13 protein-coding genes are annotated in these 14,645 nt (G+C 43.0%); 12 read left to right on the top strand and 1 reads right to left on the bottom strand.

The window, feature by feature from the left end:
- Positions 1-74: 74 nt before the first annotated feature.
- Positions 75-263, bottom strand: a complete 189-nt coding sequence (rpmB, locus tag FILTAD_RS11810; protein WP_124070961.1) for a 50S ribosomal protein L28 — start codon at positions 261-263, stop codon at positions 75-77.
- Positions 264-483: 220 nt separating this feature from the next.
- Here rpmB and FILTAD_RS11805 point away from each other — a divergent pair, with 220 nt between their 5' ends.
- The 12 genes from FILTAD_RS11805 to smc all read left to right on the top strand — a co-directional run bounded on the left by FILTAD_RS11805 (position 484) and on the right by smc (position 14,636).
- The gene (locus FILTAD_RS11805) at positions 484-846 is read left to right on the top strand and encodes an Asp23/Gls24 family envelope stress response protein (RefSeq protein WP_124070960.1); all 363 of its coding nucleotides are present in this window, start codon (positions 484-486) and stop codon (positions 844-846) included.
- A gap of 18 nt (positions 847-864) precedes the next feature.
- Entirely contained in the window at positions 865-2,532 is a 1,668-nt protein-coding gene (locus FILTAD_RS11800) for a DAK2 domain-containing protein (RefSeq protein WP_124070959.1), read from the top strand.
- Between the two features lie 136 nt (positions 2,533-2,668).
- Complete coding sequence (sdaAB, locus tag FILTAD_RS11795) at positions 2,669-3,331, top strand: L-serine ammonia-lyase, iron-sulfur-dependent subunit beta (protein ID WP_124070958.1); 663 nt, start codon at positions 2,669-2,671, stop codon at positions 3,329-3,331.
- Positions 3,332-3,344: 13 nt separating this feature from the next.
- Positions 3,345-4,253 (top strand): L-serine ammonia-lyase, iron-sulfur-dependent, subunit alpha, encoded by a 909-nt coding sequence (sdaAA, locus tag FILTAD_RS11790; protein ID WP_124070957.1) that lies wholly within the window; start codon positions 3,345-3,347, stop codon positions 4,251-4,253.
- Positions 4,234-6,282: an ATP-dependent DNA helicase RecG gene (gene recG / locus FILTAD_RS11785; RefSeq protein ID WP_124070956.1), complete on the top strand. Its 2,049-nt coding sequence runs from the start codon at positions 4,234-4,236 to the stop codon at positions 6,280-6,282. The genes sdaAA and recG overlap by 20 nt, the downstream gene beginning before the upstream one ends.
- 150 nt (positions 6,283-6,432) lie before the next feature.
- A complete protein-coding gene (fapR, locus tag FILTAD_RS11780) occupies positions 6,433-7,017 on the top strand; it encodes a transcription factor FapR (protein ID WP_124070955.1) in 585 nt (194 codons plus the stop codon).
- The gene (gene plsX / locus FILTAD_RS11775) at positions 7,014-8,006 is read left to right on the top strand and encodes a phosphate acyltransferase PlsX (protein WP_124070954.1); all 993 of its coding nucleotides are present in this window, start codon (positions 7,014-7,016) and stop codon (positions 8,004-8,006) included. The genes fapR and plsX overlap by 4 nt, the downstream gene beginning before the upstream one ends.
- Positions 8,003-8,947, top strand: coding sequence for an ACP S-malonyltransferase (fabD, locus tag FILTAD_RS11770; protein WP_124070953.1), 945 nt, complete (start codon positions 8,003-8,005; stop codon positions 8,945-8,947). The genes plsX and fabD overlap by 4 nt, the downstream gene beginning before the upstream one ends.
- Entirely contained in the window at positions 8,947-9,693 is a 747-nt protein-coding gene (gene fabG, locus FILTAD_RS11765) for a 3-oxoacyl-[acyl-carrier-protein] reductase (RefSeq protein ID WP_124070952.1), read from the top strand. Before fabD ends, fabG begins: the two co-directional genes overlap by 1 nt.
- 240 nt (positions 9,694-9,933) lie before the next feature.
- Positions 9,934-10,170: an acyl carrier protein gene (acpP, locus tag FILTAD_RS11760; RefSeq protein ID WP_124070951.1), complete on the top strand. Its 237-nt coding sequence runs from the start codon at positions 9,934-9,936 to the stop codon at positions 10,168-10,170.
- A 141-nt stretch (positions 10,171-10,311) separates the two neighbouring features.
- Positions 10,312-11,076: a ribonuclease III gene (rnc, locus tag FILTAD_RS11755; protein ID WP_124070950.1), complete on the top strand. Its 765-nt coding sequence runs from the start codon at positions 10,312-10,314 to the stop codon at positions 11,074-11,076.
- A gap of 2 nt (positions 11,077-11,078) precedes the next feature.
- Positions 11,079-14,636 carry a chromosome segregation protein SMC gene (smc, locus tag FILTAD_RS11750; protein WP_124070949.1) on the top strand — a complete coding sequence of 1,186 codons (3,558 nt, stop codon included), beginning with the start codon at positions 11,079-11,081 and terminating at the stop codon, positions 14,634-14,636.
- Positions 14,637-14,645 lie beyond the last annotated feature (9 nt).

Genomic DNA, 14,645 nt, shown 5'->3' with positions numbered 1-14,645 from the left:
CGTTAAAATGCCAGCTCCTTAAGCATCCCGTAACAGGGTTGCTTCATAAGGGCTGGCATTTTAGTTGAAATCCATTATACGCGTTGAACTTTACCTGATTTAAGAGCTCTAGCAGAGACCCAGACTTTTTTAGGTTTACCGTTAACGAGAATACGGACTTTTTGAAGGTTTGCACCCCATGTACGTTTATTAGCGTTCATCGCGTGTGAACGCGAATTACCTGCACGGGCTTTGCGACCTGAAATTACACAAACTTTAGCCATTGTAGTACCTCCTCGCGAATGAAGATTAAGCGATACACTTTTTTATTCGCATGCTATAATAATGTACCATATGAGAATGAGGGATGCAACCTTTTTCGGGACAACTTTCAAGTGAATTACCTTTACACCTTTTAGTTTATCTGAATTGCTTTCTTTTCTTATGTTGATAGGTATAGTACAATGAGGAAAGTGAAAATGGATGCAGGAGGGGGACATAATTATGTCAATCGAAGTGAAGAACGAATTCGGCAAGATCGATATTACGAATGATGTCATCGCCCAGGTAGTCGGAGAAGCGGCAATTGAATGTTACGGAATTGTTGGAATGGCTTCAAGACATCAAATCCGGGATGGTCTGACCGAAATACTTCGGAAAGAAAATTATGGTCGGGGCGTCATTGTTCGTAATGTTGGAGAAGCTACTCATATCGATATGTATGTCATTGTCGGCTATGGAACGAAAATTTCGGAAGTCGCCTACCAAGTGCAATCTAAAGTAAAATATACATTAACGAAGACAATTGGAATGACTGTAAAATCGGTTAATATTTTTGTCCAGGGAGTCCGTGTGACAAACCTGTAGAAGGAGGAAGTAATTTCAATGAAATCCATAGATGGTTTGAAATTTGCGGAAATGGTGAGACTTGGTAGTCAACATCTATATCAAAATGCTGATTATGTAGACTCTTTGAATGTGTTCCCTGTACCCGATGGAGATACAGGTACAAATATGAACTTATCGATGACTTCGGGAGCGAAAGAAACGGATGCCCATGCAGTGGTTCATTTGGGTCAAACCTCACAGGCACTTTCCAAAGGCCTACTGATGGGTGCGAGAGGAAACTCTGGCGTTATCCTATCACAATTATTCCGAGGCTTCGGCAAAGCGGTTGAAAATGAAGCGGAAATCGATGGCGAAAAGTTTGCTGCGGCCTTAAAATACGGAGTTGAAACGGCCTATAAAGCTGTTATGAAGCCCGTTGAAGGAACGATTTTAACAGTTGCTAAAGATGCTGCTAATGCGGGTGTGGCAAAAGCGGAATCGACAAACGAATTCATCGCAGTAATGGAAACGATTCTTGATGAAGCGAAAGCCTCTCTTGAAAGAACACCTGACTTATTGCCAGTCTTAAAAGAAGTCGGCGTTGTCGATAGTGGTGGACAAGGGCTTGTCTATGTTTATGAAGGTTTTTTAGCGTGTCTAAAAGGCGAAGAGCTTCCGGCAAGAACGATTGTAGAATCGATGGATGACCTTGTTAACGCAGAACATCATCGAAGTGTACAAGGATTTATGAATACGGAAGATATTGAATTCGGCTATTGTACGGAATTCATGGTTCGTTTTGAAGCTGAAAAGACAAAATCGAATCCATATGATGAAACTAATTTTCGTAACGCACTGAGCGAGTTCGGGGATTCACTTCTTGTTATTTCCGATGATGAAGTTGCAAAAGTACATATTCACACAGAAGAACCGGGTGACGCTTTAAATTACGGGCAACAATTCGGTTCTCTCATCAAAATAAAAATTGAAAACATGCGTCAACAACACGTAGAAATCGTAGGAGAGAACCATACAGCTGATCAGTCTACTCCAAAAACAGCGGTTAAACATCCTTATGCAGTTGTTACTGTTGCAATGGGTTCGGGCGTGGTTGAATTGCTGAAAAGTATGGGAGCATCCGCCGTTATTGAAGGTGGTCAGACGATGAATCCTTCGACGGAAGATATCGTCAAGGCGATTGAAGCGGTTGGTGCTGAACGCGTTCTTATTTTACCGAACAACAAAAATATAATCATGGCTGCGGAACAGGCCGCAGAAGTAATCGGGATAGAAGCTGCTGTTGTTCCGACGAAATCGGTGCCTGAAGGATTAGCCGCGATTTTAGCGTTCAATCCAGAAGCGTCTATTCAAGTAAATGCCGAAGCGATGACCGAGGCAGCAGCACATGTGAAAACTGGACAAGTGACACACGCAGTGCGAGATACGACGATTGATGGTGTCCACATTACGAAAGACGATTTCATGGGAATCCAAGCTGGGAAAATTGTTAAATCAGCATCCATGCTTGACGAAGTTGCAAAAGCGCTATTATCTTCACTTATTGAGGAAACGGACGAGCTTGTGACAATTCTTTACGGGAAAGATGTTAGTAAAGACGAAGCGGAATCTCTTGCAGATTATATCGGGACTAGCTTTAGCCAAGTCGAAATTGAACTTTATAATGGGAAACAACCATTATATCCATATATTATTTCGGTTGAATAAAAACAAAGGAAACAGTGCGGCTACAAGTTGGCGCACTGTTTTTGTATGCGTGACAATAAGATTCTTATTTTTGAATTAGTGATATAATTGTTGTAAACTAGTTAGGATACTATGTTTCAAAATAGGGGGCATTTGAATGAAATTTAGATCGGTTTTCGATATTATAGGTCCGGTCATGATTGGACCTTCGTCGTCACACACTGCGGGTGCTGCTCGGATTGGGCGTGTTGCACGTACGCTTTTCGGTAGGCAACCGGAATGGGCGAAAATTCATCTATATGGTTCATTCGCAGAAACATATAAGGGGCATGGGACGGACGTTGCAATTATTGGTGGATTACTTGATTACGATACATTTGACGAGCGAATCAAAACAGCATTCGAAGAAGCTGATCGACTCGGTTTAACATATGAATTCATTCCTGAAGAGGAAGAAGCGGAACACCCGAATACAGCCCGTCTTGTGATTGGAGATACAGATGGGGTTATGGAGCTGATTGGTATCTCCATTGGTGGTGGAACAATGGAAGTTACAGAACTTAATGGGTTTCCACTTCGGCTGTCCGGACATTTCCCGGCACTTTTAATTGTGCATGAGGACAGAGCGGGTGTCATTGCAAGCGTTTCCAATTCACTTGCGTCACAAGGAGTCAATATTGCCCATATGGAATGTGGCAGAAAAGAAAAGGGTGAAATGGCACTCATGGTTATTGAAGTTGATCAATTCATCAATGAAGCATTAATAGATGAGCTGAAAACATTAAAGCATGTTACACAAGTTTCGACGCTGGCAAACTAAGGAGTGAAAATAGATGGAAGTATTATTCAGTAATGTTAAAGAGCTCGTGGCACTAGCTGAATCACAAAGCAAGCCTATTTCAGAAATTATGATTGAACAAGAAGTACTTATGACAAAACGGACCAGAGAAGAAATCATCGCACAGATGGATGCCAATTTGACGGTTATGGAAAATGCCGTGGAAAAAGGCTTGGAAGGCGTTTATTCGAAATCCGGTTTGACGGGTGGAGATGCTGTTTTACTTCAAAATTACATGAAGACAGGGAAATCGCTGTCAGGTGATTTAATTATGGATGCAATTAGTAAAGCGGTTGCAACGAATGAAGTAAATGCAGCAATGGGGACCATTTGCGCAACACCGACTGCTGGAGCTGCTGGTATCGTTCCGGGAACACTTTTTGCTGTGAAAAATAGGCTAAATCCGACACGTGAACAAATGATCAATTACTTGTTTACGTCAGGCGCATTTGGCTTTGTTGTCGCGAACAATGCATCCATCTCAGGAGCTGCAGGTGGTTGTCAAGCGGAGACGGGTTCAGCGGGTTCAATGGCCGCTGCTGCTATCGTTGAGATGGCTGGAGGCACGCCGCAACAAAGTGCTGAAGCTTTTTCCATCGTTATGAAAAACATGCTGGGACTCGTTTGTGATCCGGTTGCAGGTCTTGTTGAAGTCCCTTGCGTGAAGCGTAACGCCATGGGTGCAGCTAAAGCGGTTGTTGGTGCTGATATGGCACTTGCGGGTGTTGTAAGTACTATACCGACTGATGAAGTAATTGAAGCGATGCACAAAATAGGGCAATCGATGCCTTCAGCATTACGGGAAACTGCTAAAGGTGGATTGGCTGCCACACCGACAGGGAAGGCGCTGGAAGCTAAAATTTTCGGCACTGCAAAGGTAGATAGTGGTAGCGTCACTTCTTGACCCTGTAACAAAGGTTAAGGGAATTGGGAAAGCGGCGGGTGAACAACTGGAAGCGCTCGGTATTTCCACAATTCGTGATCTAGTCATGACGTTCCCGTACCGTCATGAAGATTTCAGGTTAAAAGATTTATCGGAAACACCGCATAATGAACGGGTCACGATTGAGGGAAGGGTCGAAAGTGAGCCTTCCGTTCTTTTTTTAGGGAAAAATAGATCGCGTCTTCAAGTCCGTCTTCTAGCAGGCAGGCACCTGGTTAAGGCGGTCTTTTTCAATCAGCATTATCTCAAAGACCGACTCTCTCCCGGAATGATTGTCACTGTTACCGGGAAGTGGGACCGGGGTAGACAAGTGATTAATGTCAGTAATTTTAAAGATGGGCCGAAGATGGAACAGGCAGACTTCGAACCTGTTTATAGCTTAAAAGGTGCGATGCATCAAAAGACATTTCGCCGATTTATGCGGAATGCACTGAATGAAGTAATTGGACAGCATGAGGAATCGCTTCCTGCTACCATCCTAGACTTATACAAATTACCCGCCATCGAAAAGGCGTTAGAAATGGTTCACTTCCCAATGAGCCCCGCCGATGTAAAACATGCCCGGAGACGTTTTGTATATGAGGAGCTATTAATATTCCAGTTAAAAATGCAAGGTATGAAAAAAGCAAGGAAAGAAGCAGAGAAAGGCGTTGTCATTGATTACGATTTGACAAAAGTAAAAAACTTTATCGCTTCGTTACCATTCGAATTGACTACAGCTCAAAAACGGGTCGTTAATGAATTATGCGCGGAGTTAAAAAGCGCGACACGAATGAATCGACTGCTACAAGGCGATGTCGGATCTGGTAAAACTGTAATTGCAGCAATTGCATTGTATGCGGCTATTACAGCGGGCTTTCAAGGGGCTCTGATGGCGCCAACGGAAATTCTAGCGGAACAACATGCTGACTCTCTCGCCGGATGGCTCGAACCCCATGGCGTTACTGTCGCTTTTCTTGCGGGGTCCACGAAAGCAAAAGCGAGAGCGGAGCTACTGGTTAAGCTTGAGTCAGGAGAAATTGATTTGCTAATCGGTACTCACGCCCTTATTCAACCCGATGTCCTGTTCAAAAATCCGGGTATTGTTATTACGGATGAACAGCATCGTTTTGGTGTGGAACAGCGCCGTATTCTTCGTGATAAAGGATTGACACCCGATGTGTTATTCATGACTGCGACACCGATACCGCGTACGCTTGCAATTACCGCCTTTGGCGAAATGGATGTGTCCAACCTGGATGAATTACCAGCAGGTAGGAAGAAAATCGAGACACATTGGCTTAAAGAGGATTCGTTACATCCGGTTTTACGCAAAATGGAAAATGAACTTCAAGCTGGTCGTCAAGCATATGTGATTTGTCCACTAATTGAGGAGTCCGACAAGTTGGATGTCCAAAATGCGGTTGATGTTCATAGCCAGCTATCAATCCATTTTAAAGGTCGATTTACAGTGGGCCTCATGCATGGCAGACTCCATTCGGATGAAAAGGACGCGATTATGCGGGCATTTAGTGACGGCGAAATCGATGTCCTTGTTTCTACGACTGTTGTAGAAGTTGGTGTAAACGTTCCGAACGCAACGTTTATGTTGATTTACGATGCGACACGTTTCGGACTTGCACAACTGCACCAGTTAAGAGGACGTGTGGGTAGGGGAGCGGAACAGTCGTATTGTGTGTTGCTTGCCGATCCTAAGACCGAAGAGGGAAAAGAACGGATGCAAACGATGACAGAAACGAATGATGGTTTTATATTGGCAGAAAAGGATCTTGAACTAAGAGGAGCAGGCGACTTCTTCGGTAAGAAACAAAGTGGGATGCCTGAATTCAAAGTCGCAGATCTTGTTCATGACTACCGAGCGCTTGAGACAGCAAGGAAAGATGCAGAAAAGTTTTTGAAATCACCCGAGTTTTGGGATAGTCCTGAATATGCTATTCTTAGATTTTCGCTCGAGCAGTCTGGCGCACTAAGTGGTGAGCGGATAGACTAACTAAGGTTGGGTATTTTAAGTCGTTTCGTAATTTTGTTGGCAATAAATTTAACTGTTTTCGCTTTCTGGACTTGCATTCTTTTTTCTGTGTTTATATACTAGGTTTAATACCAAGTACTAATTCCAAGTGCTAATCCGGAAGGTGAAACAATGAGAAGGCCCAAAAAGGAAAGGCAACGACTGCTTGGCTTGTTGCTAGAAGAGAATCCTTTTCTGACAGATGAGGCATTGTCAGAGCATTTTACCGTGAGCGTTCAAACAATTCGTTTGGATAGACTTGAATGTAGAATCCCGGAACTCCGTGAACGCTTGAAAACTGTAGCGTCGCGGACGATGAACGGAGAAGTGAAATCCCTTCATCTAGATGAAATTATTGGGGATATTGTCGATCTAGAATTAGATGCAAAAGCATTATCAATCTTTGATGTTACTGAAGATCATGTGTTTCAGCGAAACGGTATTGCGAGAGGACATCATCTTTTTGCTCAAGCAAATTCACTTGCCGTTGCGGTTATGGATGACGACCTCGCTTTGACAGTGAAATCAACAATTCATTTCGTAAGACCGGTAAAGGCCGGTGATAGGGTCGTTGCGCGGGCGGAAGTGGAAAAAGAAAGTCTTACAGCAAACAGGACGCTTGTGAACGTTGTGTCCACAGTTCATGATGAGACTGTATTTACGGGTGAATTTTACATGTATCGAACGACGGACGGGAAGTTGGGGGAATCGTTATGATCATTGCATTAGATGGAATGGGCGGGGATAACGCTCCTGGTGAAATCGTTGCAGGAGCTTTGGAAAGCCTTATAGCATTTGAAGATATACATATACATATTTACGGTGACGAAGAAGTGATGGCGCCCTATATTAAAGAACACGCCAGGCTACAAGTCATTCACTGTGCAGAAAAGATTGAAGCCGATGACGAACCGGTCCGTGCGATTCGGGGAAAAAAAGATGCCTCCATGGTCAGAATGGCGCAAGCAGTCAAAGATGGACAAGCGGCAGCATGCGTATCCGCTGGCAATACGGGTGCACTTATGGCGTCGGGATTGTTTGTCGTGGGACGCATTGACGGCATCGAACGACCGGCACTGGCAACAACGCTTCCTACTGTGGACGGAACGGGATTTATATTATTGGATATGGGTGCGAACGCTGATACGAAGCCTTCCCAACTCGGACAATATGCGGTCATGGGGAGCATTTACGCTGAAAAGGTTCGTGGCATTAATCGTCCCCGTGTCGGTCTATTGAATATCGGGACAGAAGAAGGAAAAGGCAATGAACTTGCGAAAATGGCTTACCAGGTTTTATCGGAAGCACCCATCAATTTCATCGGTAATGTGGAATCCAGGGATTTACTGACGGGTGTGGCAGATGTTGTTGTCACAGATGGATTTACAGGAAACATGGTACTGAAAACGATTGAAGGTACAGCCGGAGCTTTCTTTTCAATGTTAAAAGAGGTTTTTAGCTCTTCGTTGAAATCTAAAGTTTCTGCTGTACTTGTGAAAGATGATTTACGTGGGTTGAAACATAAAATGGATTATACGGAATATGGCGGGGCTGGGTTATTTGGTTTGAATTCACCTGTTATTAAAGCACATGGGTCATCTAATGCAAATGCGATTTTGAATGCGATTAGACAAGCGCGAACAATGGCACAGTATGATGTCTGTGGTACAATCCGTGAAACAGTAGGAAAGGTGGAAAATCAATGACAAAAGTAGCATTTATATTCCCTGGACAAGGGTCGCAATCCGTTGGTATGGGAAAAGAACTTATAGAAAAGTATGGCGATAGCAACTATTATTTCGAGAAAGCCGATCGCGTACTAGGTTTTCAACTAAGCAAGATAATCACTGAAGGTCCACAAGAAGAATTGACGTTAACGTACAATGCACAACCAGCCTTATTAACCGTTGGATCAATGATTGCGGATAGATTGATTGAAGGAGGCATTTTACCTGATTACACAGCAGGCCATAGTTTAGGCGAGTATACGGCTCTTGTCGTGTCAGGCGTGCTTTCATTCGAAGAGGGTGTGTCTACAGTCCATAAACGTGGACTGTATATGAATGAAGCAGTTCCAGCAGGAGAAGGTGCGATGGCAGCTATACTTGGCCTTGATGTAGACAAGTTGAAAGAAGTGACGGATTCAATCACGGCGGAAGGTTTTGCAGTTCAACCAGCTAACTTGAATTGTCCTGGACAAATTGTTATTTCCGGCACTAAGTTAGGTGTTGAAAAAGCTTGCGTCAGCTTGAAAGAAGCAGGAGCAAAACGAACAATTCCTCTTGAAGTAAGTGGACCATTCCATTCATCACTCATGAAACCCGCTGCAGAAAAACTTGCCGCAGTGTTGGATAAAGTAGAAATGGATGAAGTAGAGATTCCTTACATTGCGAACGTCAACGCGTCCGTCGTCAACGATATTCAAGAAATTAAAGGGTTGCTCGTTGAACAATTATATTCACCTGTCCTGTGGGAAGATTCTATCCGAACATTGCTAGATTTGGGAGTCACACATTTCATCGAGTGTGGACCTGGTAAAGTGCTTAGTGGACTGGTAAAAAAAATAGACAAAAGTGCAACGCTATTATCTGTCTACGATGAAGAAACCTTGCAGGCGGCAATCGAAGCTTCGAAAGGGTGGTCTTAATGGGCAGGTTTGAAGGACAGGCAGCAATTGTCACGGGCGCTTCCCGTGGAATCGGGCGTGAAATTGCACTCCTCCTTGCAAACGAGGGAGCAAAAGTTGCAGTTAACTATAGTGGCAATAAGGACAAGGCGGATGAAGTGGTGGCATTAATCTCAGCTGCTGGTGGAGAAGCTTTTGCGATACAAGCAGACGTCTCGAATGCAGATAGTGTAAAAGTCATGATTGATCAAACGTTGGAACGCTTTGGTTCAATTGATATGCTTGTCAATAATGCTGGAATTACAAAAGACAATTTACTTATGCGTATGAAAGAACACGAGTGGGATGATGTCATCAATATTAACCTTAAAGGTGTTTTTCTCTGTACAAAAGGTGTAACACGGCAAATGATGCGGCAACGTGCTGGTAAAATTGTCAATGTAGCCTCTGTTGTCGGCGTTTCGGGAAATGCTGGTCAGGCAAACTATGTTGCTGCAAAGGCGGGCGTCATTGGATTTACAAAGACTGCTGCAAAAGAATTGGCATCCCGTAATATTAACGTCAATGCAGTTGCCCCAGGGTTTATCACGACGGATATGACAGATACGTTGGATGAAAAAATGAAAAGTGAAATGTTGTCACTCATTCCACTTGGTAAATTAGGAAATCCTGTCGATGTTGCACGTACGGTGATGTTCCTTTTATCCGAAGACGCTGCTTACATTACAGGGCAAACCATTCATGTCGACGGCGGAATGGTTATGTAATAAGGGTTTTTTATATTTCTATATAGGTTGAACAAATGAATAGCTATATAAACTGAGCGTAGGCGCCTTAAAAGGGGTAGCCTCCCGCCACAAGACTGACGGCGAAGCTGTCTGGCTTGTGGCGGGAGGCATCCCCCAGCGCCGCAACGGATTCAATGGAAGTCTTTATTTCAATATATATAGCAGTTGTCGCTCTTGACCAAGGCGCCTTCGCTTTTGATTTGAAAGGGGGTGACAAATTTGTCTACAGTACTTGAACGTGTAACTAAAGTGATTGTCGATCGCCTTGGCGTCGATGAAAGTGAAATTAAATTGGAAGCTTCTTTCCGTGATGATCTCGGCGCAGATTCATTGGACGTCGTTGAATTAGTAATGGAATTAGAAGATGAATTCGATATGGAAATTTCTGATGATGACGCTGAAAAACTTGCGACTGTCGGTAGTGCAGTTTCGTATATTGAAAGTAAAGTGAATTAATGGAAATCCCGTTTGAGGCTCTTTCATCCTTTTTCATAAAGGATTGAAAGGTCTCTTTTCGGTTCTTTGTGATATTTTTTGCACTTAGCCTTCAAAAAGAGTAAAATTATATGCATTATGCATTGAAAGGCAGAATCAAATATGAACAGTAAACGTAGTAAAGGAAAAAACGCATTCGCATCACTTCCGCAAGAGGTTTTAACCAATTTTGATGAGCTTCAACAAAGACTTGATATTCATTTCAAAAACAAATCACTACTATACAACGCGTTCACACATTCATCATATGTGAATGAGCATCGGAGAAAGAATTTTACGGATAATGAAAGACTTGAATTTCTAGGGGATGCTGTACTCGAGCTAGGCGTATCCAAATACCTCTATTCCACAGAGCCGAATATGACGGAAGGGGAGCTTACGAAACTAAGAGCAGCTATCGTTTGTGAGCCCTCACTTGTGAAGTTCTCTGTAGAGCTTGGGTTTGGTCATTACATCCTGCTTGGTAAAGGTGAGGAACAAACTGGCGGTCGTTTGAGACCGGCTCTTCTTGCCGATGTATTTGAAGCGTTCATAGGCGCGTTGTACATAGACCAAGGAATGGAAGCTATAACGCCATTCTTGGAAACTGTTGTCTTTCCAAAAATCAGTGTCGGTGTTTTTTCGCATGTGATGGATTATAAAAGTCGTTTGCAAGAAATAGTTCAACAAACGAATAATGGCCTTCTTCAGTACGTAATTATCGAAGAAAAAGGTCCGGCGCACGCGAAAAAGTTCGTCACCGTTGTAAGGCTTGATAATCGAGATCTCGGAACGGGTTTAGGGAAATCGAAGAAAGAAGCCGAACAGGAGGCAGCCCGCCATGCAATCCAAGAATTAAGCACGCGGCAGGCTGAAGGAGAGATTTAACTGTGTTTCTTAAAAGACTTGAAATCATTGGGTTCAAATCATTCGCTGAACGGATCGGTATCGATTTTGTCCCGGGTGTTACAGCTGTTGTTGGGCCAAATGGAAGTGGTAAAAGTAATATAACCGATGCTATCCGTTGGGTGCTTGGTGAACAATCAGCCAAGTCACTTCGGGGATCCAAAATGGAAGATGTCATCTTTTCAGGAAGTGATTCGCGTAAACCGCTTAATTTTGCTGAAGTGACACTTATCTTGGATAATAGCAAAGGCTTATTTCCGCTTGCTTATACCGAAATCAGTGTAAGCAGACGGGTATTTCGTTCTGGAGATAGTTCGTATTTATTAAACGGGCAGCAATGCCGATTAAAAGATATTAATGATGTATTCATGGATTCAGGACTTGGAAAGGAAGCATTCTCCATTATTTCTCAAGGTCGTGTTGACGAAATACTGAATAGCCGTCCTGAAGATAGAAGAAGTATTTTCGATGAAGCAGCAGGCGTCTTGAAGTATAAGACGAGGAAAAAGAAAGCTGAGCACAAGCTTTTTGAAACAGAAGACAATCTAGATCGCGTACTCGATATCCTAAAAGAGCTTGATTCTCGAATTGGTCCATTAAAAAAAAGTGCTGAAGCGGCCGAAAAGCATGCAATTCTTTCAGAGAAAATGCGCAATGCAGATGTCCTGTCGCTCAATTACGATGCACAAAGTCTTTGGGTTGAGTTACAGGAGAAGTCTGGTGAAATGGAACTAAACAAGAAGGAAAAAAACCGTTTAGAAGTTGAAACGAGTAAAGCAGAAGAAACTTCCCTTAGCTTAAAAAAACAGCTCACAGATTTGGATGAGCAAATCGATGTGTTGCAAAAGAGACTTGTTAATGTGAGTGCGGAAACTGAAAAGTGGGAAGGCAGAAGATTGTTGTCGCTTGAAAAAAGGCAAAATGCTAATTTCCAGAAAGACAAACTTCAAATCAATCTAACGGAGGCGAAAAAAGAGCAGTCAGAACTGTCTCTGAAACTTGCTTCCGCCCGAGAACGATTGGAAGGCACTGAAATGGAATACGCAACGACAATAACCGAAATGAATGGTATTTCTCAAATACTGAAACGGTCTGTAAGAGAAACAGAAAATGAAATCGAAGAATTAAAATCAGCATATATTGATTGTTTGAACGAAGAAGCGACAATACGTAACGATTTAAAACATTTGGAAGAACGTCTTACTGGTGAAAAGACTTCATCACAAAAAATAATGGAACATACCTCATTATTGAAAAAGCGACTCGCTGAATTAAGAGAAGAAAGATCCCAAAAGGCCCAGCACCTAACACTATTAAAGCAGAAACTGACCGATGCAGATGCATCTTACCATTCCTATATGCAAGCTACACGGAAAGTTGAAAATGAATTGAGAGAACAGCAGGAATTGTTCCAAAGGGCGCTAAATAAACAACATGAAATGCGCGGACGGTTGCGGGCACTTGAAAGCATGGAAGCGGATTTCTCAGGTTTCTATTCAGGGGTAAAAGAAGTTCTTATTGCGAATAAGTCCGGAAAGTTAACAGGTATCAATGGAGCGGTAGCGGAACTTATTTCCGTTGAAAAGGACTATATAAAAGCAATCGAGACGGCACTTGGTGGTGCGATGCAACATATTGTTACGTCAACTGAAAAAGAGGCAAGGAAAGCGATTGCCTACTTGAAAGCGAAAAACGGAGGGCGGGCAACTTTCCTTCCTAGAGATGTTATGAAGTCACGGAAAATCCAACCAGCACTTCTACGGCCAATCGAGCAGCATGCTGAATTTGTAGGCACAGCTGACAGCCTCGTCCAGACGGGTGCAGGATACGCCATCATTACAGAAAACCTTCTTGGTAACACAATTGTTGCCAAAACACTCTCGGGTGCATCTGCCATTGCGAAGTTAATAGGTTATCGATACCGCGTTGTGACAATTGACGGTGATGTCGTAAATGCCGGAGGTTCTTTAACAGGTGGAGGAGTAAAAGGGCAAACATCAGTCTTCACAAGAAAAGCTGAGCTAGAGACTTTAAAAACTCAACTTACACAGATGGCCATTTCAATCGACAACGCGACAAAGACAATCGGAGATTCGAAAATGAAAGTTGCAAAACTTTTACATGAGACAGAGCAATACCGTACTTCGATTGAAAGTCTTCAAATTGAGGTTGGGTCTGCAGAATCCAGAATTCGGGAAGCTGATATATCGATAAAATCAGTCGAAGCAGAAGTTGCAACAACTGAAATGAGTAGACATGGAGCAGAAAATACCGGATCTGAGCTTGGGAAAAAGAAAGTGAAACTCCTGGAAAAACATACACTTGTCGAACAGGAGCTCGAAAAGATTCAATTAGAAGTTGAAACGCTCGAACGTCTTGCGGCAGATAGGCGTAACGAAGAGGCTACGCTGACAAGTCGTTATAATAGCTTGCGTGAACAAGTGGCTGTACTTCGCGAACAAAAAACATATCAACAATCATCAATAAGCGAAATGGTACTCACGGGGGGACAAATCGACAAAAAGCTCACTTCATTGAAAGATGAATTACAGTTCTTTACTGGTAGTATAGAAGGAAGCGAATTGAGTACTGAAGAAATTGCTTCACAGATTGACCATGCTTCACTCGAAAAAGAATCGATTGAACTTGCACTTGTGCAAAGCAGGGCTAGCCGGGCTGAACTTGACACTAAAATGGAAGAAAATGAGGGGGTACTAAGGCAATTCAGAGCCCTTTCTGACCAAGCCAATACTGCGGTAAATGCAGCTAAGGTTTTCATGTCGCGTTTAGAAGTGAAGTATGAAACCGTAGTCGGAAGATTACTGGATGATTATGGATTGCACCCTGATTTGGAACTTCCAACCGATTTTGACGAGCAACAAACAAAAGATCTGGTTGAGACCCTCAAACGTGAACTTGTAACACTTGGTCCTGTTAATCCCGACACTATTCTGGAATTCTCCGAAGTATCGCAACGACATGCCTTTTTAGATGAACAACGAAATGATTTAATGGAAGCGAAGAATACTCTGCATGAAGCGATGTCCGAAATGGATATGGAAATGACGACACGTTTTTCTACAACTTTCAATGCTGTGCAAAGTAAATTCAGGCTTGTATTTAAAGAAATGTTTGGTGGGGGCGAAGCGGATCTTATCCTGACTAAACCAGATAACTTGCTGGAAACAGGCGTAGATATTCTCGCGCGTCCCCCGGGCAAGAAACTGCAGAATTTAAGTCTTCTGTCAGGCGGTGAACGTGCACTGACAGCTATAGCACTTCTATTTTCCATTATCGAGGTACGTCCTGTGCCGTTTTGCATTCTTGATGAAGTCGAAGCCGCACTGGACGAAGCGAACGTCATACGATACAGTAAATATTTGAAAAAGTTTTCGGAAAAGACACAGTTTATCGTTATTACGCATCGAAAAGGAACAATGGAAGGTGCAGATGTCCTGTACGGTATTACGATGCAAGAATCAGGTGTCTCGAGCCTGATCTCCGTTAAATTATCCGATGTTCCGGAAGAAGCAATTATGTAAAGGGGTGAT

Origin of the sequence: Filibacter tadaridae (assembly GCF_900609045.1) — a bacterium.
In the GTDB taxonomy this organism is placed as follows: domain Bacteria; phylum Bacillota; class Bacilli; order Bacillales_A; family Planococcaceae; genus Sporosarcina; species Sporosarcina tadaridae.
Note: the sequence above shows the minus strand (reverse complement) of the source record. Positions and strands in the feature narration are given on the sequence as shown.